We start from the raw sequence: 24,029 nt of genomic DNA on the forward strand, positions 1-24,029 counted from the left end.
GGCGGGGTAGGCCGAGTTAATCGTTACAGACAATCTTCGATAACCCTTGGCCCTTTCTAACCGTTAATGACAATAAATTTTCTAGTGTATTATGCGTGCCCTGTTGCTAGTACTTCTTGTCTTTATTGTCCTACCCGCCACGTATTGCCAATCCGTCGACCGTTACACCATTATCCCCCGCCCGGCTCAACTCGAACCACAAACCGGAGAATTTATTATCGACCGCACAACAGTCATTATGGTGCCGGTTGCCCAGACGGAGCTGAAAGCCATTGTTGATACGTTCGCCACGCACATTAACCGGAGTACCGGTCTGAACGTACCGGTTCGAAATACAAACCGGCTGACTTCCAGCGGAAACATAATTGATTTTTTGCCTTCTACGGATACCACACTCCACGAAGAAGGGTATCGAATTAACGTAACAGATCGACTGGTCGTTGTCGAAGCGCGTACTCCGAAAGGGTTCTTTTACGCCGTTCAAACACTTTATCAGCTTTTGCCGCCGGTAGTATTGAGTAAAGGGCATGCGACAGCGAACAAGGAATCGGTTCCGCAAAATTCTTCTGCTGCGATACGTTCCATGCTGCTTGCCTTACCTATTCCCGCCTGTCGAATTCAGGACAGCCCGCGCTATAGTTACCGAGGACTTCACCTCGATGTGAGCCGGCATTTTTTTTCGGTGGCGTATATTAAGAAATACCTCGATTTAATGGCGCTGCATAAATTCAATCAGTTTCATTGGCACTTGACCGACGATCAGGGATGGCGGATCGAGATAAAAAAACATCCCAAACTGACACAGATAGGCGCTCACCGACGCGAGACTATTATTGGTCATTATGATGAATATGACCCTCAGGTCTTTGATGGAAAGCCTTACGGCGGCTATTATACGCAAGATGAAGTGCGGGAAGTGATCCGTTACGCGGCTACTAAATATATCAACGTAGTGCCCGAAATCGAACTTCCTGGCCATGCCCTGGCGGCTTTGGCTGCGTACCCAGAACTGGCCTGTACGACTAGCCCTTACACGGTTTCGACCAAATGGGGTGTCTTCGATGATGTGTTCTGCCCGACCGAAAAAACGTTTGCCTTTCTGGGCGAGGTATTGACAGAGGTAATTGATTTGTTTCCAGGAAAATATATCCACATCGGGGGCGATGAATGCCCTAAAACGGTCTGGCGGAAAAGCGCCTTTTGCAGACAGCTCATCAAACGCCTGAAGCTACGTAACGAAAACGGTCTGCAAAGCTATTTCATCAAACGTATCGATAAGTTCGTTACGTCTAAGGGACGACGTATCATCGGCTGGGACGAAATCTTACAGGGAGGTCTTTCGCCAAACGCAACGGTTATGAGCTGGCGGAATATTCGAAACGGAATTGAAGCTGCCCGCCAGCATCACGACGTCATTATGACACCCGGACAGTTCTGCTACCTCGATCATTTTCAGGGCGATCCCGCTCAGGAACCGACTGGTTTTGGTAGTTATCTACCATTGGAAATCGTTTATAGTTACAACCCAACGCCCGCCGGATTGGCCCCTAAAGAAGCCGCGCATATTCTGGGCGCACAGGCTAACATCTGGACAGAATACATCAGCACGTCCGCCCAGCTTGAATACATGCTCTGGCCGCGCGCGGCTGCTCTGGCCGAAGTTGTCTGGACGCCGTTAGCGCAGAAAAATTTCGATGATTTTACCCGTCGGCTTACCGTGCATTTCGAACGGCTGAACAATCTTAGTACAAACTATTCACGAACCCTTTACGACGTAGCAATGACGGGAAAACCTACGACAGAAGGTAACGTAGAAGTGACTCTTTCGGCGGGGAAATCGGTAACGGCGATTCATTATACACTCGATGGTAGCATCCCAACGGGTGAGTCGCCCCGATACGATAAACCGATTATCCTCCAGAAAACGACAACGCTACGTACGGCCTCCTTTCAGGAAGGGCAGCCGCTGAGCCAACCGGCCAAGGTTCAAAAAGAATTTATCGTCTCGAAAGCCACCAGCAAACCGTATACCCTGCTGAATCCGCCAACCACCGGACGTCCCGACCGTAATTACAGCCTTACCGACGGCACGACCTGCGGCATTGGCGGCTATGAAGTTGCGGGCGTCGTTTCATTTGCCACCGATATCAACGCCGTCATCGACCTGGGACAGCCGCAATCTATTGAAACAGTTCGGGTTGGTTTTTTGAAGTACACCGCCCGGAATATCTGCTTACCCAAACAGGTTGATATTTCAGTTTCGGAAGACGGCAAAACGTATCGCCCGGTGCTGACCACCAAAACCAATGCCGCCGAGGGAGGTAAACGGGGCATTGTCCGACTTCCGTTTTCGTTTGAGCCGACCACCGCACGCTACGTACGTATCATTGCCTACACAGTCGGGCGTGTACCGGCGGGCCTGCGTAATCCGGGCAAGGCAGCTCAACTGGCCGTTGATGAAATTGAGGTGAATTAACTACCTCGTTCTGGATTCCTCTTTATCAAGGAAGGTGGGATTCCATTAATCAGCCGTAGAAAACTGGAGATTCCACTGATTTCCTTTTGGTTGAATAATTAACTGTGAGTAACCACCTTCGGAATCAAGGGTTAGTCGTTGTTTAGCGGCATCGAACGTAGCAGTCGTTTTTTCTTTCTGAAACCATAATGTTCGGAAAAGCACCAGCACTTCCTGCATGGTAAATTTCTCTTTTGGCAACTCCAGAAATTGCGTAACGCCCCCTTCATACTGCTGCTCTTCAAACCGCGCCCCATCAGCGTAGACGTATTGATACCGTTCAATGTTTCCGTCTTTTTTCGGTAACGTAGTGCGCTTGCCCTTCACCGGCGAAATCGTCCGATAAAATGCATCGATCATTGAGACGGCCCCATCCATTTTTTCCATATTCAATGGCTTATGCCGCGATAAATAGCCTTCGAATAAGTAGCCCTCCTGACCTGCCTTCGTTCGTACGTTCACCCATCCGCCTTTTATTTTGAAAGCCCCTATCGTTTCCGCCGTATATTGGTCTTCCGGCGAAGTCAGTACGGTTAGCGGAGCGCCATCAAACGGCACCAGGACCACTTTAGCCCCATCTTTGGCCGCCGTTTTACGTAGCGTCAGACCATTGGGCGCGTGTACGTAAACGATATCCTTTGGTTGTAAAGGCCTGTCAATAAGCGATCTATAGTTTGACGTAGCGACGTGTTTTAGCGGGAGCACATAAAACAGCAAAACAGAAATTAGGAGAAATATTTTAGGCATTTCGTTACAAGATTTCCGGTGTTACGTTGCTAATCTATCACTTTTGCAACCAACCCGGCGAATCCACTTATTGGGCGGCCATCTCAAACACAGCACCGATACGTTTGTTACCAATACAGCAACATCCACCTAATGATTATGGCAGGCATGACTAAATTGGCGTTTGTTTTTCTTTTCTGTTTACTTTTCAGCACGTTGGCAAATGCCCAGATGCAAGTGGCAAACTTTTCATTCGGCGAGCCCGGCACAGATACGTATGAACAATTAAGTTTTTGGTCTAAAGATGGCCAGCGTGGTGATATTCGTTACGTTTACGGCAAAAATCGGACAGAAACCAAACTGATTTTCCTGAGTAAGACGATGCCTTCATTCGGGAACGGTTTTCGGGTGCAATTCCCGAACAAGCTCGTTCTCAACGTAATACCGATGGGCAACCGTTTGAAGGTGTTTGATGACAAGGCAACGTATCAGAAAACGTTTGCGTGGGAGTATGAAGGGCCAGTAAATGGCATTGGTACATTTTGCAACGTTTGCGCTCAGGATGATAAGGAAGCAATGAAACTTGTTCGAACGTATTATTTGAAGTAAAAGGCACCATGACATTTTACGAACAGCAAGTACTGAAAATTCGCCATGAACACTATCCAAATACGTATCAAATCAGGCGTGTGGTGCGGGCCAAGCAATTCATCGACAGTGACTTAACTACAACTATCAACCTGGCAACCATTGCCGATGAAGCGTCGCTGTCGAAATTTCATTTTCTGCGGTTATTCAAAAAATGCTACGGGCGCACTCCTCATCAGTACCGCACCGAACAACGACTGATTAAAGCCAGACAACTCGCACAGACCGGTTTATCAACTACCGAAATTTGCTACGTTCTCAACTTTGCCAGCGTCACCTCGTTCATTGGCCTCTTCAAAAAATTCACTGGATTTACGCCTACAGTTTACTCAAAAAAGCAATTTTGAAGAATCTGTTCTCGCCGTTTCAACAGACCTTTGCCCGGTAAATCAGGACATTTTATGAAAATTAAATTGTTGAGCGTATTGGTCGATGACCAGGATAAAGCCCTGGCGTTTTACACGAACGTACTGGGTTTCGTCAAGAAAACGGAGATACCGCTGGGCGAACACAAATGGATTACGGTTGTGTCGCCGGAGGAGCAGGACGGCACCGAAATTGTCCTGGAACCGATGGCTTTTGCTCCCGCCCAGACGTATCAGAAAGCGCTGTTTGAGGCTGGCATTCCATTGGCCGCTTTTCTGGTCGATGACGTAGAAAGTGAATACAAGCGATTGACAGAATTAGGCGTTACGTTCAGCATGAAACCGACCCCGATGGGCGCCGTTACGTTGGCGGTTTTGAACGACACCTGCGGCAACAACATTCAGTTGTTTCAGGTAAGTTGAGCGGTCTCTAGATAAGTATAATGGGCCAAATTTGAGGACGTAGCTTAATTGCTACGTCCTTTTTTTCGTCCGACTTTGAACAAACGTTGTACGATTTCGGACAACTATTTTACATAGAATGGGGCTCAGTTTATCCAAAAAGGCCTTTTTCGTTTCTGGCAGGAGATTTGTTTTGCAAAATTACAACTAATCATTCTTAACGTACTGCTACGTATGCGAAGGGCTTTTTTAGGCGAGTTTGAGGAGATTGTCCTGCTGGTGGTTGCCGCCTGTCCGGCTGAAGCGTATGGCGTTACGATCTGGGAAGACATTCAGCAACAGACGGGCCGCTCCATTACGATGAGCGCCGTTCACGCTACGTTGTATCGGCTCGAAGAAAAGGGATTTCTGTCTTCAACCATGGGCGGAGCAACGGCCGAACGCGGTGGCCGACGGAAGCGATTTTTCACGCTCACAGCACTGGGCGTTCGGGCCTTGAACGACATTCAGGCAATGCGTAGCCGTCTTTGGCAGGCTATTCCACCGGGAAAATTTCAACTGATTGGCGGCTAAAACGTATGATACACGAAAAACGCAAACCGCAGAATCCGCCCCGCTGGGCCGACTGGCTTCTGGAAACCTGCCTGTCTCCGCACATTCTGGAAGATGTGCAGGGCGACTTACATGAAGTGTTCGACAAACGTATTGGGGAAGTTGGCGCAGGTAAAGCTCGTCGTGAGTTCGTCTGGGCGGTGCTGCACTACGTTAATCCCTATTTTTTCAAAGCGCGCCAACGTACCAACAAATCGTCTGATTACCCATCACCCTCATTTTTACAACCTGCCATGCTACGTAATTACCTGACCATCGCGCTACGCACGCTGAGCAACAACAAAGTTTATTCGGGCATCAACGTCACGGGCCTGAGCATCGGCCTTGCGGCTGCCATGCTGATTATTCTTTATACCAAAGATGAAGTCAGCTATGACCGGTTTCATGCCAACAATCCGCACATCTATCGCATTACGAGCAAAAACGTAACTCCGGCTGGCGTTATCGAACATCGGCAGCCTTATACGGGCATTTTTCCGGGGCCAAAATTTCATGCGGGCGTTCCGGAAATTAAAGCGTTTGTTCGCTACCGGGAAAATCAGCGGGATCTGAAGCTTCCTAACGAGGTGAAGTCGCAAACGGTGTTTTTTGCAGACACTAATTTCTTTTCAATGTTCAGTTTTCCACTGCTCAGTGGCGATCCCAAAACGGCGTTGAAAGATCCAAAATCAGTAGTGATTTCGGAAGAAATGGCTCAGAAAAGTTTGGGGACAACTAACGCGCTGGGCAAAGTTCTGCTCTTCAAAAACGATGGCGAATTTGAGCCATATACGGTAACGGGCGTCGCTCAGAAATGCCCTCAGAACTCCTCGATCAAATTCGACGTACTGATGCCAACATTGTTTAATCCGGAAGAATACAGCAATAACGAAAACTGGTTCAGTGTATTCCAGAACACGTTCGTTGTTCTCAGTCCGAACGCGAATCTTCAGGCAGTCGAAGCGAAAATGAATCAGATTTACCTGGCCGACGCGAAAGAAAGTATTAAAGCTATGGCGAAGCGCTTTGACATTACTTCGAAAACCGTCTATGAGCTTCAGCCTTTTATGGACATGCACCTCAGCAAAGAACTACCCGCCAACAATGGCCTGGTCGACGAAAGCAACCCGGTCTTTTCTTATATTCTGTCGGGCATTGCGCTGTTTATTCTCTTGATTGCCTGCATCAATTTCGTGAATCTGACCGTGGCTCGTTCGCTGAAACGGGCTAAAGAAATTGGCGTTCGGAAAGTAGTGGGCGGAGGCCGTACACAACTGATTATCCAGTTTCTGGGCGAATCGTTCGTGCTGTGTTTTATGGCGTTCGCCACGGCCATTCTGCTGCTCGTTTTGGTGCTGCCAACGTTCAATCAGCTGGCCAACAAAGCTCTTTCTTTCTCGTACCTGATCGACGCAAAACTTATTCTTGGCTATGTTGCCCTGTTTCTATTTACGGGATTGCTGGCCGGTTTTTACCCGGCGCTGGTTCTGTCGGGTTACAATCCAGTTCAAACGTTATACAGTCGGTTCAACCTTTCGGGTAAAAATTACCTGCAAAAATCGCTGGTAGTCATGCAGTTTTCCCTCGCTTCGTTTCTTATCGTCGCTACGCTCACCATTTATTCGCAATTCAATTATCTGACGACAACAAAGCTGGGCTACGATGATAAAAATCTGGTCATGGTCAATAAGTCGAAGCTGCTACGTAGCGAAGCCCGTTTGCTGAAAGACGAGTTGATGAAAGATCCTAACATTGTGGACGTAGCACCCAAAAACGGTGGTTTCTGGGGATCAGGCGCCCGAATCAACAAGGGTGAAAAATTGATCAGTTACGCTTATGAAACGGTCGATGAAACGTATCTGCCGCTCTTTAAAATTCCGATTCTGCAAGGACGTAACTTCTCGCCCGCTTTCCCCAGCGATTCAACACAATCAGTATTAGTTAATGAAAGTTTTGTGAAGGAAGCGGGCTGGAAAAATCCGCTTGGTCAGCAGGTCGATTTCGCTCTTGAGGAGGACAAATCCGAAAAGTATACGGTCATTGGTGTCGTGAAAGATTATCATTTCGCTTCACTGAGCCAGCCTATCAAATCGCAGTTGTTCACGATGAAGCCCAAAAATGACTATGGCCGCGTATTCATTAAAATCAAGCCCGGCACCGAAACAGCAAGTTTACAACATATCGAAAAGACGTTCAAAAGACTGTTTCCAATTAGTCCGTATACCTACAAATTTCTGGATCAGGAAAATCTTAAGCGCTACGAATCAGAGGCTAAATGGAAACAGATCATGCTTTTCGGCGCCATCCTGACCATTTTCATTTCCTGCATTGGCTTATTCGGATTAGCCACTCTCTCCGCCGAACGACGTACCAAGGAAATTGGTATTCGCAAAGTATTGGGCGCATCGGTGTCGAGCCTGGTTCAGTTGCTTTCCTCTGATTTTCTGAAACTGGTTGGATTCTCCTTTGTATTCGCTTTCCCGGTTGCTTACTACGCTATCGACAAGTGGCTTCAGAACTATCCGTACCGAATTGAAATTAGCGTCTGGATGTTTATTGCAACGGCCTCACTGGCGATTATCATTGCCTTCTTCACCGTCAGCTTTCAGTCGATTCGGGCGGCAATCTCGAATCCGATCAAGAGCCTGCGCAGTGAATGATACATTGTCTCTACCTGTACCAAAAACTAAAGCCAGACGACGCGAAGTCACCTGGCTTTTTTTGTTCGCTAGATAGATCAGTTAATTTGAAAAAAGCAGGTGCCTTTCACAGCATCCCCGTCTAGCAGCGAATACATATATAAAACACCTAGCACCACAGATTGTTAGAAATTTTCTAAATTTTTTTTGATGCTACTTCAATGTCCTGTCAATACGACAAAAATGCCTGTTACGTCTTTGTATCAGTTCATGGGCAACTTTTTCCGTTTCATGGACATACACGTTCCGCGCCCGGCTGGTAGCGTCCTACTTTTGCTACGTCACAACAGACTGGTGAACAATCTGTTGGCGTACTCTCTCTTTTAACCAACAAATACTCATGATCGAACAAGAAATTATGGCCCCTGTAACCAGACAGGCCAACACACTGCAAAACGCTTATTGGTACGGATGTGCGCTGGTGAACGTACTAGCCGATGGTGAGCAGACTGACGGTCGCTATGCCCAGCTCGAAATGACGCTCCAGCCCGGTATCGAGCCCCCGACCCATACGCACACTCGTGAAGACGAGACGTATTATATGCTCGACGGCTCTGTTCAGTTTACCATCGGCGACCACGTATTTACGGCCAAACCCGGTGACTACGTACTGATGCCCAAGAACATTCCACACAGCTTTAAAGTGTTGACACCCACGGCCAAAGTTGTATTGACAATTGCCCCGGCTGGCTTCGAGCAATTTTTCATTCATCCTAGCCTGGCAAAACCAGCTTATATGCTGATGCTGCCACCGGCTCCGCAAGGCCCACCTTCTCCAGAACGTATTACAGCACTTAAATCGGTAGGTGAAGAGTTAGGCGTCTATCTCTAAAAGGTCATTTTTCGACCCGTAAAAACCTTACTATTCCGGCTCTAGAATCCCGAAATAGTAAGGTTTTCTGTTGCTGACGGATCCGCCTATCTGCGTAATCAGACTGGCTTGTAGGCGTTTATTACGTCTACAAATTCGCTGAACATAAAAAGGTTATGTTCTATCGAATTTAGTATTGGGCAGGCTAAACAACAGAAACGATGAAACTGGAAAAAACAACGCCTGTCCTATACGTATCAGATATACGACGTAGCCTGACTTATTACACTGACGTTCTGGGTTTTGACGATAAATGGGAGTGGGAATCTCCACCTACATTCGGTGGGGTGGCAAAAGATGATGTAGAAATTTTCTTCAGCCCAGACGGGCATTCCAGATCATGGATTTGCCTGATTGTCAACGATGTCGACGCTTATTATAAAACAATTGTCGCTAAAGGAGCCACTATTATATCTCCGCCCAAAAGCCAATCCTGGAACCTTCGGGAAATGTACATCAAAGATCCTGACAACAACCTTCTTTGTTTCGGACACCGAATCGATTGTGAATCCGACGAATAAGCAATGATTGACGAAATAGCGCAGGAAATTATTCGGATGGCGAACCACGATTTGGCTGTTCGGGAACGCTTGCTGGCGGAGGGAATATTATTCGATGTAAAGACTGATTCTGATTCTCAGAAATGGCGCCGTAAAGCAGGTTGGCTATAAAAAATCTGAACGTAAAAAGGTTACGTTTAATAGCACTTAATATTGCGTCTACTAATGACAAGCTCCATGCTTGACAGTAAACAACAAATAACTATGACACTAGGTAATCTAATCGCTAACAAAGAGTTGGGTGCAATCCAACAAGCGCTCGAACAAAATCCGGATCTCGCCAACGACGGGATTCCTTACGATGAGAAAAACACGGCACTAGCGCACCCACTACACCGTATTTGCGATGGCGTCATGAGTGCTACGTATTCAGATGATGAAGCCGTAGAAATTGCCACTATTTTCCTGCAACATGGCGCCAAGGTCGATGGAAACGAATTAACTGACAATCAGGATTCGCCATTGGTAGCAGCTGCGAGCTTACACGCTGAGAAGGTAGGCATTTTGTACGTCGAAAAAGGCGCTACGATTAATCATCCCGGCTGTTACGGCGGAACAGCTTTGCACTGGGCCGCGTGGACGGGTCGGGATAAGCTCGTGCAGCGACTGATTGAAGCTGATGCAGAAATCAATAAACGGTGTGTTGAGTTTGAAGGAACTCCACTACTCTGGGCCGCTCATGGGTTTAAGTTTGGTGGCCCCGAAAATCGCCACAATCAAGTCGAGTGTGTACGGTTGCTACTGGCAGCCGGCGCCGACAAAAACGCACCTAATAAAGGCGGCACGTCTCCAATTGAATTTCTGAATGAGCAGGATAGGGAAATGCGTGAACTGCTGAGTTAGAACGTATCGAAGCCTCTGAAACTGATTCTTCTGTTCAAGTGCCGAGACATGCCTTAGTAGCAGTACATCTCCGTAGAGACAAGGCATGCCCTGTCTCTACAACCTGTCGCATCCGTAGCAAATTTTACTGATTCGTTGGGTAGTTCGGTATGTTTTTTCCAAGGTAGATGTTACGTTCGGCTTTGTACATATTGCCGACGTCTTTCAACTTCAGAATCCCGCTACCAGCCCGGTTTTCCAGTTTCTGACGCTTGTCGGTAGTAAGAAGCGGATCATCGTCGAACAGAAACTCGTCGATGTAATATTCATTCAGACCTGGTTCTTTGATTGTGACGTGAATATGTGCCGGATCAGAATGACCGGGATACGGCGCCGGACGTAACGTAACAAATTTATATTCGCCTTTCTCGTTTGTTTTCATCCACCCACGAATGGAACCGTGCCGTTTTTCCCAACCGGTGGCACCCGCTTTTGCCGTATAGTGGCCAGTTTCGTCGGTGTGATAAATATAAATGATTACGCCGGGCGCGGGCGTTTTACCATCAGCTTTGTAGACAACACCGTTGACACCCAGCGGTTTTTTACCAGTCCACGTAGCATCGGGAAGTTTAACCATGGCTTCCAATTTATCAAACGAAACCGGACTTTCGTGAATCGCTTCGCAGCCTTCGCAGGGGCCACCTACTTTTTTATCCTGACCAAATCCCGGTAGCGCAGCAAACAGCATAGCAACCAGCAGAATCACTTGTTGACGTTTCATGATCGATTAAGTTTATCGGATGCCTGTCGGCGAAAATCCTGAACAAAGCAACGAAGCCCGAATTTCATGGCAAAAAATAGTAGATCAACGGTTATAAAAATAGACGAGTGACAGAGGATTTTTTGTTCCTCTACTTTTTTTGTCGTTGGTCGATATAATTTTTACTACGTTCTCCTTTTACGTTCATTTACAGACGAGTAGCCCGGACGTTGACGTCCGGGATTGAACAGATTTACTCTCGCCCGGACGTTGACGTTCAAGCCACTGATATGGACTTCCTAGACCGAACTATAAAAATCCCGCTTTCGAACCGGACGACCACCATGAAGTATGCGCTCATTCACACGGCCTATTGGGTGCTGATTACCGGCTTTTTTCTGTACGAGAAACGTTACCTTATTTACAAAGCTGGTTTACCTTATTTTGCCGCTTGTGTATTTGTTCGGGTAGTATTGCTCATTGCCATTGCCTATCTCAATTTGCACTACTTTCTGCCGCGCTACCTGTTGACGGGTCAATACAGGCGATATTTTGGACTGATACTGCTCTCGATTTTTGGTTATTTACTTGTTCAGGCTTTCTACGATTACATCATTTATGGTTTCGTCATCAATCCCTTTCGGAGCCAGAACTGGATTGAAACGCTTTCGTATAATTTCTTCAGTACGTTGTGGTATCTGGGCCTGATGGTGCCGCTAAAACTCAGTATCGACTGGTACCAACAACAGCGGATGTTGCAAAAAGTCGCGGTCGAGCAGTTGCAGGCCGAAGTAAATTTCCTCCGCTCGCAGGTGAACCCGCATTTTCTGTTCAACATCCTGAATAATCTTTATGCGCTGACGCTCAAAAAATCGGATCTGGCGCCCGACATGGTTCTGAAACTGTCGGAAATGATGGAGTATATGCTTTACGACAGCGATGACGAACAGGTGCCGCTGGAAAAGGAAATCAGCTATTTGCAGAATTACATCGAACTGGAGAAGATACGCTGTGGCGATCATTCCGATATTGCGCTGCAAATCAATGGGAAGCCGAACGGTCAGTCTATAGCGCCGTTATTGCTGCTGCCCCTGATCGAAAATGCGTTCAAACACGGAGTAGGTAAACAGGCCGAACATTCGTGGCTGCATAGTACGCTGACACTAAAGCCGACCCGAGTTGAAATGACGGTTGAAAACAACAAACCGACAGCGAAGACAAAGGATCAGAAAGGTGGCATTGGCCTGACAAATCTGCGCAAACGATTGGAATTGCTTTATCCCGGACGTTACACGCTTCAGACAGAAGACCGGCCTGATACGTATCGAGCGGCTTTGTCGATTCAATTTGCGGAGATAGGTTGATTGAGGAACCGTAACAAATCAAGCCGACAGCAATGCTAAAATGCGTAGTTATTGACGATGAATCGCTGGCGCGGGAAGTGCTGGAAAGCTACCTAAGTCGTCTGGATTTTGTGGAATTAATACGTCAGTTTGGCAACGCGCTTGAAGCTCGCTCCTATCTGGAAAGTAACGACGCCGACGTCTTGTTTCTGGACATCGAAATGCCGGGTATGAATGGGATTGATTTTCTAAAATCGCTGTCGCAGCCACCCATTACTGTTTTTACAACGGCGTACCGGAACTATGCGTTTGAAGGTTTTGAAATGGGCGTCATCGACTTTCTGCTTAAGCCGATTGCTTACCCTCGTTTTTTGCAGGCCATCGAAAAAATCCAGGATTTTTTATCGCTGAAAGAGCAAAACGCCCGATTAGAAAACACTGCCGCTGGCGTTCCAACCGATCTCTTAAAAGACGATTCGGTTTTTGTAAAAAGTGGTGTACAACGTATCAAATTGAATTTTAGCGACGTAGTGTACATCCAGGGATTAAAGGATTACGCCATAATCTACACTTTAACTGGCAAAATCGTAATCAAAGGCTCGATCAAAGCTATGCACGATATTTTCCCGGAAAATCGATTTATACGTGTACACAAATCATTTATTGTAGCTGTTTCTCGCGTAACACGTATCGAACGAAACCGACTGATTTTGACTGACAGTCAGCAAATTCCATTTGGCCGTAATTATAAGGAAGAGGTCGAAAAATCGCTGTTGAATCATAGGTCGTAACGTAGCGTACCGGCACGTATCAAATCGAGAATAATCCGCAATGCTATGTTACTATTTCTTTTCCAGTAACTGCTTCACCAGCATCTCTAACGTATCAAGCCGTTCCTGCTGCTGTTTATCATGTGCTTCAAGCCGTTGATTCGACTTTTCGAGCTGAATACTATAGAGCGTCAGTTCTTCAATTTTCGCTAACAACGTAGCGTTCATCCTGACTAAATCGACACCTTCTTTCACCATCTGTTTAGCCGACGGTACGTCTGGCAAATGGCCATTTTTACCAATAAAAGCGGCTACAGAGGCCAAAGGACGTAGTGAATACGCTGGCTCAAAAACCTTGTCACTCCATTCGTTTGCACTATTGATACGTAACTGATACCGTCCTTTCACTACGTCGCCACGCTCATTTACCGTCAGAAACTGGTCAGTCTGCACCTGCGCCGGACTTTGGCTGGTTAAGTTTTCGAAACGTATTCCTGATTCATTTTCCTGTTCACTACGCACATGCAGACGCGCGGTAGGCGCCGACGTACCAATGCCCACGTTAGCGTGATTGCCCAGCACAACGGCATCGCTAACGAACACCTTTGCCCCCGCGCCAATAGCCGTTGCATGGTGAAGCTGCGCTGACCCCGATCCGGTCTGATGCCCAATGAACGTATTACCATTACCTGCCCAAAGACCTCCACCCGCTTCTCCGCCGATAATGACATGATGCCATCCGACACCTTCGCCAGCCTGAACATTACCACCGATCAATACATTGTCGCTACCGGTGGTAACGGCGCTACCCGAGTTTGGGCCGATCAGAATATTGTTGCTGCCGGTAGTGTTATTGTAGCCCGATCGAGCCCCAAAAAAGGTATTGTTTAGGCCAGTCGTATTGTTGTAACCAGACTGGTAACCAACGTAAGTGTTATTGCCAGCCGTGCTCCAATGGCCAGCCTGATAGCCCATAAATGTGTTCTGACCGCTTGTCGTATTAAAATAGCCCGACTGATACCCAACATAGGAATTAGCGTCGCCCGACGAATTATAAAGACCGGCATTGCTCCCCATAAACGTATTGTAATTGCCCGTTGTGTTAGACTGCCCGGTACCATATCCAGCAAAGGCATTGTTAGTGCCAACCGTATTCTTAAAACCAGCGGTATGACCCGTAAATGTATTACCACTTCCGGTTGTATTGTATTCACCCGCTCCCGTACCGATGAAGGCATTTTGCGAACCTGAGGTGTTGGCGAATCCGGTATAGTAGCCTATAAAAACGTTACTAGTCCCGATTGTATTCGAATAGCCAGCAAGGCCCCCTAAAAACGTATTGTTATAGGCAGTAGTCGTGTTAAGGCCCGCTCCCCGGCCTATAAATGTGTTATAATAACCCGTTGTATTTTGCCGACCAGCTTCATATCCCATAAATACATTGTCGTATCCGCTGGTATTCTGCTGACCGGCATCTACGCCGAAAAAGCTATTTCTGGCTCCCGATGTCATCGAGCGACCCGCGCTATACCCTACAATCGCATTTCGGTCGCCAGTGATGGTGCTGCCACCTGCCGTTGGCCCGAGTAACGTATTGAACGTGCCCAACGTAGTGTTATTGCCGCCGAAGTTGTTCACTACGTAGTTGGCCTGCGCCAGCACACAAGTCGGCAAGCTGAATAGGGCACTCAGCAAAAGCGTATGGAAAAGATAATGCTTGTTCATAAGGCAGTCCGGTTAAAACAGGGTTGAAGTGAACACAAGTTACCGACCTTACGACTGTCAATCAACGAATTAGCTTGTATTTCGCGCTACTTTTGAGGGATCGGTCATTCAGATTAAAACGGCCTTAATTTTCATTTTTCATACTGGAGGCAACGGAGTAAAAACGGTTTCTGTCCGCTCGAAAAATTTAGTTATTCAATGTATAACCTACTACGTATTTTACTGATGAACTGACTATGACGATGGAATCGACTCCGGCTGCCAGCACACTTCAGGCACAGGCCATACACCGCTCGTAAAGCTCAATAAAGTTGTAGGCCCGGAAAGTGACGACGTATTTGTGAAGCTGGAATATTACAACCCCACCGGTTCCTGTAAAGACCGCATGGCCCTGGCAAAACGGTTGTAACGGTCGCCCGCGGTTCGGTGATGAAATCCTTGCCGGGCGATTTATACGCTAAATAAGCTGCTCCATTTCAGTTTTTCTGCCAACCTTCTCCGCTTCAATGAGTTGTTAGTACGTAATCATTTTTCAACGTATTATGGAAACGCAGCAAACATTGCAGGGAAAGAAGGTGGCGATTCTACTGACCGATGGATTTGAACAGGTTGAAATGACCGAACCACGCCAGGCTTTACAGGATGCGGGAGCAACCACCCACCTCATTGCGCCGAAAGGTGGCGAAGTGAAGGGATGGGATGAAACCGAATGGGGCGACACGTTTCCGGTCGATTTGCCGCTGGCCGGCGCCGATCCGAGTCAGTACGATGCGTTACTGCTACCTGGTGGCGTAATGAATCCAGACACCCTACGCACGGAGCCCAAAGCCGTTCAGTTCGTCCGGCACTTTTTCGAGAACAAAAAACCGGTAGCCGCTATCTGTCATGCGCCGATTATGCTCATCGAAGCCGATGTAGTGAAAGGCCGTAAACTAACTTCCTACCCGTCCATACAGACCGACCTCAAAAATGCCGGTGCCGACTGGGTCGATGAGGAAGTCGTAACCGATCAGGGACTGGTAACGAGCCGCAAACCCGACGATATTCCGGCATTTAACAAGAAAATGATTGAAGAAATCCGGGAAGGAAAACACGACCGCCAACACGCTTAGCGGTGTGTAGAGAAGTTTGTGATGAGTGATGAACGATAATTAGTCACCAGAACGGTGACAAGTTTACTGATCCTACGTCAAAATAGGTTAGCATCAGTAAACTAATCGTTCGTCACTCATCACTGTTTTTATCGCTCAACCGAAACAGGCATATATGCGGTTAACTTCTCTTTTCTTTATCCTCAGCATTGGACTACTGTCATTTACTACGTATGCCCAAACGCTCACTTCATCGAATCTGCCTATACTGATTATTAACACAAACGGGCAAAATATTCCCGATGACCCCAAAATTGTTTGTGATCTACGTATCATCGACAATGGCGCGGGCAAACGGAACAACGTAACGGATAAGCCTACCTTCACCAGTAAAATTGGCATCGAACTGCGCGGCTCTACGTCGCAGGATTTCCCGAAAAAGCCTTACGGATTCGAACTACGCGATGCATCGGGGGTAAATTCTGTTGATGCCTCTGTACTGGGTATGCCATCGGAATCTGATTGGGTGCTTAACGCTACGTATGTCGATAAAACCCTGATTCGCGAACCACTCATCTACGATCTTGGCCGCCAGGTCAGCAAATATTACACGCCCCGCTATCGGTATTGCGAGCTGATATTGAACGGTAATTACGAAGGCCTTTACATTCTGTTTGAAAAAATCAAACGGAACAAGAATCGCGTCGATATCAGTAGCATCAAGAAAACCGACATTTCGGGCGATGCCGTAACCGGGGGCTACATTTTCAAAATCGATAAATATACCGGCGAAGAATCGAAGGCGTGGACATCGACGCAGAAAACAAACGGCATCGACGTCGATATCCAGATTGAACGTCCGAAAATTGAAGATCTGACCGAAGAGCAATTTCAGTACGCCAAAAAATTCATAACAGACTTCGAAAATGCGCTGGCGGGCGCTAAGTATCAGGACGCCACGGTGGGTTATCAGAAATACATCAAAGAAGACTCGTTTGTCGATTACCTGATACTGAACGAAATCAGCCACAACATCGACGCATATCGGCTCAGTACGTTCTTCTACAAAGACCGTGATTCGAAAGATGGTCGATTAGTGATGGGGCCCATCTGGGACTATAATCTTGCGTTTGGCAACGTCGGCTACTGCCAGGCCGATTTGCCCGAAGGCTGGTCATTCGATTTCACTCGTATCTGCGGTGACGACGTTTTCGAGATGCCTTTCTGGTGGGACCGGCTCTTGAGCGACAAGCGGTTTGCGAACAATGTGCGGACCAGATACCAGTCGCTACGTACCAACGTACTGAAAACTGACCGTATTCACGCTTACATCGACTCCGTCGCCAACGTTCTGACCGAAGCCCACACCCGGAATTTCCAGCGATGGGACATTATCGGCGTCCCCATCGGGCCAACGCACCTGTTAGGACAAACGTATCAGGAAGAAATTAACTTCCTGAAAACCTGGGTTCAGAAGCGGTTGGAGTGGATGGATAAGGCCGTGCTTCCTTTCGGCTCATCGGTACTTGGAACCGAACTGATTCCTGATTTCAACGTAACGCTCAGCCCCAATCCATCAACCGACAACGTAACGCTACGTTATAAGTTATCACAACGTGCTACGGTTCAACTACAGATTACCGATGCCGCCGGACGTAGCGTGCAACGCTTAACCTGGCCAAATCAGGCATCGGGCGATCACGAAGAAACGTTACCTGCGTCTTCTTTGCCCACCGCACCCGGTACGTATATTCTTCAGCTCAATGCCGATGGGAAGCCCATAAGCCGGAAAATGGTACGGTTTTAAATCTATCTGACCGTTTTTGGTTTACAGGGAAAGCAAATAAAACAGCGCCTTGATTCAAGGAATTGTACACGTGCGGTAAGATCGGCATTGGCCGACTCAAGAGCCGTCAGACGATTTAAAATAGCCGTAACGTCAGTTGAGGGGTTATTCACCAGTATAACATCGCCCTGGTCATTAACCGACAGGTATTTTGCGCTGGTAACATCGGCGGGCGATTGGGAGGTCAGCTTCGATAGGCGAAGGCCGCTGGTGTTCGCCGATTCTGCAACAATTTCTAAGCGATTCTGGGGCTTGGTAGTGCCAATACCGACCCTCATTGTCGAATTCCCTAAAACCAAAGCGTCACTGGTATCTACCCGAGCGCCCGCCCCAATAGCCCCAGCATTGCGGATACCATTTTTAGCCTGAACTTTATTCCCAATCAATACTATGTCGTTGAATCTACTCGGCGTAATACCTGAAGGATCGCTGGCTGCATTTGTTCCCACAACCACATTACCTTTGCCCTCGGACATAAGAAAGCCGGCCCGGTAACCTACAAATACGTTTTCATTGGTACGAAATATCAGTCCACCGGCATTATCGCCTATAAATGTATTAAAGCTGCCACGTCCAAAAGCAGGGGCAAGGCCACCCGTACCAGCAGCCGATCCTATAAACGTATTGGACGCACCCGTCCGAAAATTAGAACCCGTTCTGAAGCCTATATAAGTTCCCGTTGTACTGGCGCTATCTTCCTGAGCTACTTCATGACCGATATATGTGGCTCCTCGTCCTTTAGTAAGTGCCGTAGTACTGCTTCTGGTAGCGCTTGAACCAATAATTACGCTGCTCTCACCCTGATAGTTCTGGCCAGCTTCGCTTCCAATAAAAATATTGCCAGGACCTGTGTTGACCTTTCCTGCATTTTGACCAATCGTTACTACGTTTGATGCTCGGTTATTAAACCCCGCACCATTTCCAATAATGACATTACTACTTACCGGGCCCATTGTATGACCGGCAGATGGACCTATAATGACACTGCTTTCAACTGAATTTGTGAAAGCAGCTGCCCTATACCCAAGAATCACATTACTGTTAATAGATGAACTGGGTCGTGGAATATTAACGCCAATCATAACATTTTGAAAGCCTGGGGTTCCGCTAACTGGGCTGGTAATTATAATATTATCCTGAGCGGAGGCAGTTAACGTAATGAATAGCAGAGCAATTAACTGGGTTAAATTTTTCATGGTTTGTACAAGTATGATTTTACGGTTACAATCCACAATATGAAGCATTTACAATCACATTTCTTCATTCCTGTAACAGAATTTCAGTGACTTTACTAAGCGGTAGAATAGCGTTATTATGTAGCCTATAAACCCAAAAATTTACCACCTCGAAGCTCGTTTCACTTAAGCGTCAAAATACTTTCATCCAAAAAAATAACCGTATATTTATAGATCAAAATCTGCACCGATGTTATGCGGCTTGGTCTACTGCTCTTATTTATTGGCTTCTCACTAATTAGCTTCACAATTGTTGCTCAATCGTTTACGTCGTCAAACCTTCCCATTCTGATCATTAACACGAACGGTCAGACGATTTATAACGAACCAAAAATTGTGGCTGAACTACGTATCATCGACAATGGCGCGGGCAAACGGAACAACGTAACGGACAAACCGTCCTTCACCAGTAAAATTGGTATCGAACTGCGCGGCTCTACGTCGCAAACGTTGTTTCCGAAAAAGCCGTACGGAATTGAATTACGCGATTCAACCGGCCTGAACTCGGTGAATGCCTCTGTACTGGGCATGCCCGCTGAGTCCGATTGGGTGCTCAACGCTACGTATAATGACAAAACCCTCATCCGCGAGACGCTTACTTACGACCTGAATCGGCAACTGAGCAAATTTTATACGCCCCGTTATCGCTATTGTGAAGTGATTTTGAACGGGAGTTACAACGGCATCTACATCCTGTTCGAGAAAATCAAGCGTGACAAAAACCGCGTTGACATCTCCAACATCAAAAAGACTGACATTTCGGGCGATGCGCTGACGGGCGGGTATATTTTCAAGATCGACAAAACAGAAGGTTCGGCATCGCGCTCCTGGACGTCGCCTTACGTTAGTGGGAGTGGAAAACCAGTTCCTATTCTGATCGACCGTCCGAAGCCGGAAGATCTGGCGGAAGAACAATTCCAGTATGCCAAGCAGTTTATCACTGATTTTGAGAATGCACTTAATGGGTCGCAGTATCAGGACTCGCTGGCGGAGTATCGAAAATACATTAACGACGACTCGTTTGTCGATTATTTGCTGCTTACCGAATTGTGCAAAAACGTTGACGGGTATCGCATCAGCACGTTTTTTTATAAGGACAAAAACAGCAAAGGCGGCAAGTTGATTATGGGGCCAATCTGGGACTATAATCTGACTTACGGAAACATCAACTACTGCCCGGGGGGCGACTACAAAGACTGGGTTTTCGATTTTACGCGTATTTGTCCGCAAGATGGTTACCAGCCCCCTACCTGGTGGGACAAGCTACTGAGCGACAAGGCCTTCGCCACGAAAGTTCGGACCAAATACCAGACGCTACGTAAAAATATACTCCGAACCGACCGGATTCACACTTATATTGACTCAACAGCCAACGTATTGACTGAATCACGCACGCGCAATTTTGAGCGGTGGCCGGTCATTGGTGTCTACGTCTGGCCGAATGGATTCGTCGGTAAAACGTATCAGGAAGAAATCTATTATCTGAAAACCTGGGTCAAAAACCGCCTTGAATGGATGGATAACGCTATTTTGGGTGTTGGCGCACTAGCGCTGGCGGCAGAACCGACGGCTACGTTTGACGTAACCGTTAGCCCCAACCCATCCACAGACAACGTAACACTACGTTACGAACTAGCTCAACGGGCGACGGTTCAGCTGCTGATTATTGACCCGGCCGGACGTAGCGTGCAACGCTTAACCTGGCCCAACCAATCATCGGGCGGTCATGAAGCAATCTTACCGGCACATGCGCTGCCCACCGCTCCCGGTACGTACATTCTACAACTCAACGCCGACGGCAAACCCATTAGCCGAAAAATGGTACGTTTCTAAGACATTATTAAAATCAAGCGTTTTGCTACGTATCGGTTTTACGCCGATCCATCGATAACCATCCTAAAACAGCCGTTTATTACGTTATTTCCATACATTCGGGCAGGGAAATAGCGGTATTATGAAAATTCTGCTGATCGAAGATGAAGTAAAAACGCTTCAAAGTATTAGACAGGGGCTGGAAGAACACCAATGGGAGGTCGACGTAGCGTATGACGGGAATATGGGTTTTCAGTTAGCGACCCGTTCGAATTACGCCCTTATCATTTCCGATATTATTCTGCCCGGCATCAATGGTCTGGAGCTTTGCCGAAAGCTGCGCGAAGCCAACGTAGCGACTCCTATTTTGCTATTGACGGCGCTGGGTACTACCGACGACAAAATCGTGGGGCTAGATGCCGGTGCCGACGATTATCTGGTGAAACCGTTCGAATTTGGCGAGTTGATGGCCCGCGTCAGAGCACTCACGCGCCGGAGCAACGGGATGGTACAAACTACCAATCTGCTGAAAATTGCCGATCTGGAATTAAATCCTGATACCAAACAGGTGATACGTGCCGGCAAAGAAATCACCCTGACAGCCAAGGAGTTCCAGCTACTCGAATACTTTCTACGCCATCAGGGACGGGTTATTTCTAAGGTGGAACTGGCCGAACGGTTATGGGATCTGACGTTCGATACGGGCACGAACATCATTGAAGTGTACATCAATTTCCTGCGTAAAAAGATTGATAAGGATTTTGAGCCAAAACTGCTCCATACGCAGATTGGCATGGGCTATGTAGTAAAGGTAGCGTCGTAATGGTAAATATTCGGACCCGACTTACGTACCAATTCATCGCTCTGGTAACGCTGGTGTTGCTGTTTTTCTCGCTTGGGGTTTATTTTTTCAGCAAACTTTACCTCGAAAAACGATTCTACAAGCGCCTTCAGGACCGCGCCGTTACGACCACAACGCTACTTTTTGACTTGCAACAAACCGACAGCACGGTGCTGCGTGTCATCGATGCGTCGGACAAAGAGCCGTTGTTATCGGAGAGTATTTCGGTTTATAATCAGAAAACCAAGCAGGTACTGTTTAGCAGCAATCCGGCCAATGCGCAGTTCCATGAACAGTTTATTCCGCAACTCGACTCGGCCCAACAAACGCTGTATCTGCGCAAAAATGAATATCAGATCGTAGCTATTCATCTGATATCAAACAAGGCTAGTAATTGGGTGATTGTCAGCGGTATTGATCAGGCCGGCAGAGAAGCACTTGATGACCTGAAGAAGATTCTGACCGTTATGATTCTGGTTGCTATTCTGCTGCTTGGTGTGTCGGGATGGGTGTTTGCCGACCGCGCCCTGGCGCCGATGTCAGGCATTATTCAGCAGGTCAACACTATTTTTCCGGCTAACCTCGAAAAACGCGTTGAGCACCCAAACCGTTCCGACGAAATCGGATTGCTGGTCGCTACGTTCAACCAACTGCTCGACCGCATCGATCAGGCGCTGACCACCCAGAAAATGTTCATTGCCAACGTATCGCATGAGTTGAAAAACCCCCTCACGAAAATCAACTCGCAAATCGACGTAGCGCTGATTCAGAAACGAGATTCTGACGTTTACGAACGAACGTTACGTTCGCTACAGGAGGATGCGCGCACGCTGACGCAACTAACCAATACGTTGCTGGAGCTGGCCAATACGTCAATCCGGGTTGACACGTTGCCGTTTGAGCCGGTTCGGATGGACGAGCTGCTTTGGGAAGCCAAAACGCAGGTGCAGGCGTGGCACGAAACGTATCGGGTTCAGCTTACTTTTCCCGATTTTCCGGAAGAGGAAGAAGCCCTGATTGTTTCAGGGAACCGCGCGTCGCTGAAAGTATTGCTCATGAATCTGATTGACAACGCCTGCAAATTTTCGCCAATCAACACGGCCAACGTAGAGTTCCGCTCTAAGCAAAGCAAGATAACGATTTCGGTTTTCAACGAAGGACAGCAGATACCGGACGCCGATTTGCCGCATATTTTTCAGCCTTTCTTCCGAAGCAATGCAACGGCTCAGTCGAGTAAAGGGCATGGTGTAGGACTAGCCGTTGTCTGGCAGGTTACTCAAATCCACAAAGGGTCTATTCAAGTGCATTCCAGTTCGAAAGGCACTACGTTCACGTTAATTCTCCCGTGTTCGGAATCATTTTAAGGTGATTTTAAAGTAGGCTTAAGCTCTCCTTAAGTTCGGTGTTGTTGTTTTGTGGACTACTTCCTCAAGGTAATTTATGGAAATCCAGGCAACAACTACCCGTTCGGGCGCGCTAAACATGATCCTTGGCGCTTTGCTGGGCATACTGGCCCTGCTGGCTTATCTGTTTATCGGCTCTCGTAACGAAACGCTTGAAATTCAGAAGCTTCTGACTACCAAAGTTGAGCAGTTTGCCGTTACGCAAGCCCGCCTTGACTCCATTTCGAATGTATTGGACAAGAAAATCATCGAAGTCAGGCAGTTGGGTGGTAGCGTTGTTGAGCTGGAACGTATCAAGCGTCAGTTAGAGGCCGACAAAAAAAAGCTCAAGTACGATTTAAGTTTTTCGGTTCAGCAGTACAACTTCAAAATTAGAGATTACAGGAATTTTCTGGCTCACAACGAGGTCAGTATGCGTGAGTTAAAAGCCCAAAATGGTACGTTACTCAGCCGGACCAAAGCGCTTGAACAGGAAAAAGAAACGATTCTCAGCGAGAACGAAGGTTTAAAGCAGGAAAAAGCCGCCCTCTCCAAAACGCTGGTCGATTACTCGCTGGAAAACGCTGATTTACAGAATAAAATAACGCTGGCAGGGGCTATGAAAGCGGTCAATCTGGAAGTGTTGGCGGTGGCGGCCAATGGGAAAGAGCGCCGGGGTGGCTCCTACAAATCATCGCGTATTGACCGGTTGAAATTTTCGTTTATCATGCCCTCGAATCCGGTTGCGTCGAAAACGAACAAAGACATCTACGTACGCCTGACCGATGCTAATGGAGCCGTGGTGAGCGAAAGTGGTTTTGGGGGCATCATTACGTACGACGGCCACGAACTTGGCTACAGCATTCGCCAGTCGGTCCCCTTCGAAAATAATGACCAGCAGGTTGACATTTTTTTTCGGCGCGAAGCTCCTTATAAGTCAGGACTTTACGCAGTAGAACTATATGCGGAAGGATACAAAATAGGCGACGCTCACTTCGAGGTCAAATAGGAACGGTGTTCTATCT

23 protein-coding genes are annotated in these 24,029 nt (G+C 47.4%); 19 read left to right on the top strand and 4 right to left on the bottom strand.

Annotated features, from left to right (window positions below; genetic code table 11):
• The first annotated feature begins 91 nt into the window (after positions 1–91).
• Positions 92–2,476, top strand: a complete 2,385-nt coding sequence (locus tag ACYVF1_RS19660) for a beta-N-acetylhexosaminidase (protein ID WP_461081967.1) — start codon at positions 92–94, stop codon at positions 2,474–2,476.
• A 45-nt stretch (positions 2,477–2,521) separates the two neighbouring features.
• On the opposite strand, the gene ACYVF1_RS19665 is transcribed toward ACYVF1_RS19660, so the two are convergent.
• On the bottom strand, positions 2,522–3,262 hold the full coding sequence (locus tag ACYVF1_RS19665) for an SH3 domain-containing protein (protein WP_461081969.1): 741 nt from the start codon (positions 3,260–3,262) through the stop codon (positions 2,522–2,524).
• A 216-nt stretch (positions 3,263–3,478) separates the two neighbouring features.
• Between ACYVF1_RS19665 and ACYVF1_RS19670 the strand changes: the two genes are divergently transcribed.
• From ACYVF1_RS19670 to ACYVF1_RS19710, 9 genes are all read left to right on the top strand, one after another.
• Positions 3,479–3,850: a hypothetical protein gene (locus ACYVF1_RS19670; protein ID WP_461081971.1), complete on the top strand. Its 372-nt coding sequence runs from the start codon at positions 3,479–3,481 to the stop codon at positions 3,848–3,850.
• Between the two features lie 8 nt (positions 3,851–3,858).
• On the top strand, positions 3,859–4,236 hold the full coding sequence (locus ACYVF1_RS19675; RefSeq protein WP_461081973.1) for a helix-turn-helix domain-containing protein: 378 nt from the start codon (positions 3,859–3,861) through the stop codon (positions 4,234–4,236).
• Positions 4,237–4,290: 54 nt separating this feature from the next.
• The gene (locus ACYVF1_RS19680) at positions 4,291–4,677 is read left to right on the top strand and encodes a VOC family protein (protein ID WP_461081975.1); all 387 of its coding nucleotides are present in this window, start codon (positions 4,291–4,293) and stop codon (positions 4,675–4,677) included.
• A 213-nt stretch (positions 4,678–4,890) separates the two neighbouring features.
• Positions 4,891–5,229, top strand: coding sequence for a PadR family transcriptional regulator (locus tag ACYVF1_RS19685; RefSeq protein WP_461081977.1), 339 nt, complete (start codon positions 4,891–4,893; stop codon positions 5,227–5,229).
• Positions 5,230–5,234: 5 nt separating this feature from the next.
• Positions 5,235–7,907 carry an ABC transporter permease gene (locus tag ACYVF1_RS19690; RefSeq protein WP_461081979.1) on the top strand — a complete coding sequence of 891 codons (2,673 nt, stop codon included), beginning with the start codon at positions 5,235–5,237 and terminating at the stop codon, positions 7,905–7,907.
• Between the two features lie 379 nt (positions 7,908–8,286).
• Positions 8,287–8,778: a cupin domain-containing protein gene (locus ACYVF1_RS19695; protein ID WP_461081981.1), complete on the top strand. Its 492-nt coding sequence runs from the start codon at positions 8,287–8,289 to the stop codon at positions 8,776–8,778.
• Positions 8,779–8,978: 200 nt separating this feature from the next.
• On the top strand, positions 8,979–9,338 hold the full coding sequence (locus ACYVF1_RS19700) for a glyoxalase superfamily protein (RefSeq protein WP_461081982.1): 360 nt from the start codon (positions 8,979–8,981) through the stop codon (positions 9,336–9,338).
• 3 nt (positions 9,339–9,341) lie between these two features.
• On the top strand, positions 9,342–9,488 hold the full coding sequence (locus ACYVF1_RS19705) for a hypothetical protein (RefSeq protein ID WP_461081984.1): 147 nt from the start codon (positions 9,342–9,344) through the stop codon (positions 9,486–9,488).
• 93 nt (positions 9,489–9,581) lie between these two features.
• Entirely contained in the window at positions 9,582–10,220 is a 639-nt protein-coding gene (locus ACYVF1_RS19710) for an ankyrin repeat domain-containing protein (RefSeq protein ID WP_461081986.1), read from the top strand.
• Between the two features lie 124 nt (positions 10,221–10,344).
• On the opposite strand, the gene ACYVF1_RS19715 is transcribed toward ACYVF1_RS19710, so the two are convergent.
• Complete coding sequence (locus ACYVF1_RS19715; RefSeq protein ID WP_461081988.1) at positions 10,345–10,980, bottom strand: dioxygenase family protein; 636 nt, start codon at positions 10,978–10,980, stop codon at positions 10,345–10,347.
• Positions 10,981–11,249: 269 nt separating this feature from the next.
• Here ACYVF1_RS19715 and ACYVF1_RS19720 point away from each other — a divergent pair, with 269 nt between their 5' ends.
• Both ACYVF1_RS19720 and ACYVF1_RS19725 read left to right on the top strand, forming a co-directional pair.
• On the top strand, positions 11,250–12,323 hold the full coding sequence (locus ACYVF1_RS19720) for a sensor histidine kinase (RefSeq protein ID WP_461081990.1): 1,074 nt from the start codon (positions 11,250–11,252) through the stop codon (positions 12,321–12,323).
• Positions 12,324–12,355: 32 nt separating this feature from the next.
• Positions 12,356–13,093, top strand: coding sequence for a LytR/AlgR family response regulator transcription factor (locus ACYVF1_RS19725; protein WP_461081992.1), 738 nt, complete (start codon positions 12,356–12,358; stop codon positions 13,091–13,093).
• A gap of 51 nt (positions 13,094–13,144) precedes the next feature.
• On the opposite strand, the gene ACYVF1_RS19730 is transcribed toward ACYVF1_RS19725, so the two are convergent.
• Positions 13,145–14,797: an autotransporter outer membrane beta-barrel domain-containing protein gene (locus tag ACYVF1_RS19730; RefSeq protein ID WP_461081994.1), complete on the bottom strand. Its 1,653-nt coding sequence runs from the start codon at positions 14,795–14,797 to the stop codon at positions 13,145–13,147.
• 247 nt (positions 14,798–15,044) lie between these two features.
• Between ACYVF1_RS19730 and ACYVF1_RS19735 the strand changes: the two genes are divergently transcribed.
• The 3 genes from ACYVF1_RS19735 (at position 15,045) to ACYVF1_RS19745 (ending at position 17,695) form a co-directional block, all read left to right on the top strand.
• The gene (locus ACYVF1_RS19735) at positions 15,045–15,206 is read left to right on the top strand and encodes a pyridoxal-phosphate dependent enzyme (RefSeq protein WP_461082308.1); all 162 of its coding nucleotides are present in this window, start codon (positions 15,045–15,047) and stop codon (positions 15,204–15,206) included.
• 133 nt (positions 15,207–15,339) lie between these two features.
• Positions 15,340–15,909: a type 1 glutamine amidotransferase domain-containing protein gene (locus tag ACYVF1_RS19740; protein ID WP_461081996.1), complete on the top strand. Its 570-nt coding sequence runs from the start codon at positions 15,340–15,342 to the stop codon at positions 15,907–15,909.
• Positions 15,910–16,063: 154 nt separating this feature from the next.
• Positions 16,064–17,695, top strand: a complete 1,632-nt coding sequence (locus tag ACYVF1_RS19745; RefSeq protein WP_461081998.1) for a CotH kinase family protein — start codon at positions 16,064–16,066, stop codon at positions 17,693–17,695.
• Positions 17,696–17,697: 2 nt separating this feature from the next.
• Here the strand turns inward: ACYVF1_RS19745 and ACYVF1_RS19750 are convergent, their stop codons facing one another.
• Positions 17,698–18,930 carry a hypothetical protein gene (locus ACYVF1_RS19750; RefSeq protein WP_461082000.1) on the bottom strand — a complete coding sequence of 411 codons (1,233 nt, stop codon included), beginning with the start codon at positions 18,928–18,930 and terminating at the stop codon, positions 17,698–17,700.
• Between the two features lie 234 nt (positions 18,931–19,164).
• Here ACYVF1_RS19750 and ACYVF1_RS19755 point away from each other — a divergent pair, with 234 nt between their 5' ends.
• From ACYVF1_RS19755 to ACYVF1_RS19770, 4 genes are all read left to right on the top strand, one after another.
• Positions 19,165–20,802 (top strand): CotH kinase family protein, encoded by a 1,638-nt coding sequence (locus tag ACYVF1_RS19755; RefSeq protein ID WP_461082002.1) that lies wholly within the window; start codon positions 19,165–19,167, stop codon positions 20,800–20,802.
• Between the two features lie 121 nt (positions 20,803–20,923).
• Entirely contained in the window at positions 20,924–21,604 is a 681-nt protein-coding gene (locus tag ACYVF1_RS19760; RefSeq protein WP_461082004.1) for a response regulator, read from the top strand.
• Positions 21,604–22,986 carry a sensor histidine kinase gene (locus tag ACYVF1_RS19765; protein WP_461082007.1) on the top strand — a complete coding sequence of 461 codons (1,383 nt, stop codon included), beginning with the start codon at positions 21,604–21,606 and terminating at the stop codon, positions 22,984–22,986. Before ACYVF1_RS19760 ends, ACYVF1_RS19765 begins: the two co-directional genes overlap by 1 nt.
• A 76-nt stretch (positions 22,987–23,062) precedes the next feature.
• Entirely contained in the window at positions 23,063–24,013 is a 951-nt protein-coding gene (locus tag ACYVF1_RS19770) for a hypothetical protein (protein WP_461082009.1), read from the top strand.
• Positions 24,014–24,029: the final 16 nt, after the last annotated feature.

Source organism: Spirosoma flavus (genome assembly GCF_054778555.1).

What these genes read in the sequence shown, in the direction of transcription:
- ACYVF1_RS19660 (WP_461081967.1), top strand. Translation starts at nt 92, where the DNA reads ATGCGTGCCCTGTTGCTAGTACTTCTTGTCTTTATTGTCCTACCCGCC.
- ACYVF1_RS19665 (WP_461081969.1), bottom strand. Translation starts at nt 3,262, where the DNA reads ATGCCTAAAATATTTCTCCTAATTTCTGTTTTGCTGTTTTATGTGCTC.
- ACYVF1_RS19675 (WP_461081973.1), top strand. Translation starts at nt 3,859, where the DNA reads ATGACATTTTACGAACAGCAAGTACTGAAAATTCGCCATGAACACTAT.
- ACYVF1_RS19680 (WP_461081975.1), top strand. Translation starts at nt 4,291, where the DNA reads ATGAAAATTAAATTGTTGAGCGTATTGGTCGATGACCAGGATAAAGCC.
- ACYVF1_RS19685 (WP_461081977.1), top strand. Translation starts at nt 4,891, where the DNA reads ATGCGAAGGGCTTTTTTAGGCGAGTTTGAGGAGATTGTCCTGCTGGTG.
- ACYVF1_RS19690 (WP_461081979.1), top strand. Translation starts at nt 5,235, where the DNA reads ATGATACACGAAAAACGCAAACCGCAGAATCCGCCCCGCTGGGCCGAC.
- ACYVF1_RS19695 (WP_461081981.1), top strand. Translation starts at nt 8,287, where the DNA reads ATGATCGAACAAGAAATTATGGCCCCTGTAACCAGACAGGCCAACACA.
- ACYVF1_RS19700 (WP_461081982.1), top strand. Translation starts at nt 8,979, where the DNA reads ATGAAACTGGAAAAAACAACGCCTGTCCTATACGTATCAGATATACGA.
- ACYVF1_RS19705 (WP_461081984.1), top strand. Translation starts at nt 9,342, where the DNA reads ATGATTGACGAAATAGCGCAGGAAATTATTCGGATGGCGAACCACGAT.
- ACYVF1_RS19710 (WP_461081986.1), top strand. Translation starts at nt 9,582, where the DNA reads ATGACACTAGGTAATCTAATCGCTAACAAAGAGTTGGGTGCAATCCAA.
- ACYVF1_RS19715 (WP_461081988.1), bottom strand. Translation starts at nt 10,980, where the DNA reads ATGAAACGTCAACAAGTGATTCTGCTGGTTGCTATGCTGTTTGCTGCG.
- ACYVF1_RS19720 (WP_461081990.1), top strand. Translation starts at nt 11,250, where the DNA reads ATGGACTTCCTAGACCGAACTATAAAAATCCCGCTTTCGAACCGGACG.
- ACYVF1_RS19725 (WP_461081992.1), top strand. Translation starts at nt 12,356, where the DNA reads ATGCTAAAATGCGTAGTTATTGACGATGAATCGCTGGCGCGGGAAGTG.
- ACYVF1_RS19730 (WP_461081994.1), bottom strand. Translation starts at nt 14,797, where the DNA reads ATGAACAAGCATTATCTTTTCCATACGCTTTTGCTGAGTGCCCTATTC.
- ACYVF1_RS19740 (WP_461081996.1), top strand. Translation starts at nt 15,340, where the DNA reads ATGGAAACGCAGCAAACATTGCAGGGAAAGAAGGTGGCGATTCTACTG.
- ACYVF1_RS19745 (WP_461081998.1), top strand. Translation starts at nt 16,064, where the DNA reads ATGCGGTTAACTTCTCTTTTCTTTATCCTCAGCATTGGACTACTGTCA.
- ACYVF1_RS19750 (WP_461082000.1), bottom strand. Translation starts at nt 18,930, where the DNA reads ATGAAAAATTTAACCCAGTTAATTGCTCTGCTATTCATTACGTTAACT.
- ACYVF1_RS19755 (WP_461082002.1), top strand. Translation starts at nt 19,165, where the DNA reads ATGCGGCTTGGTCTACTGCTCTTATTTATTGGCTTCTCACTAATTAGC.
- ACYVF1_RS19760 (WP_461082004.1), top strand. Translation starts at nt 20,924, where the DNA reads ATGAAAATTCTGCTGATCGAAGATGAAGTAAAAACGCTTCAAAGTATT.
- ACYVF1_RS19765 (WP_461082007.1), top strand. Translation starts at nt 21,604, where the DNA reads ATGGTAAATATTCGGACCCGACTTACGTACCAATTCATCGCTCTGGTA.
- ACYVF1_RS19770 (WP_461082009.1), top strand. Translation starts at nt 23,063, where the DNA reads ATGGAAATCCAGGCAACAACTACCCGTTCGGGCGCGCTAAACATGATC.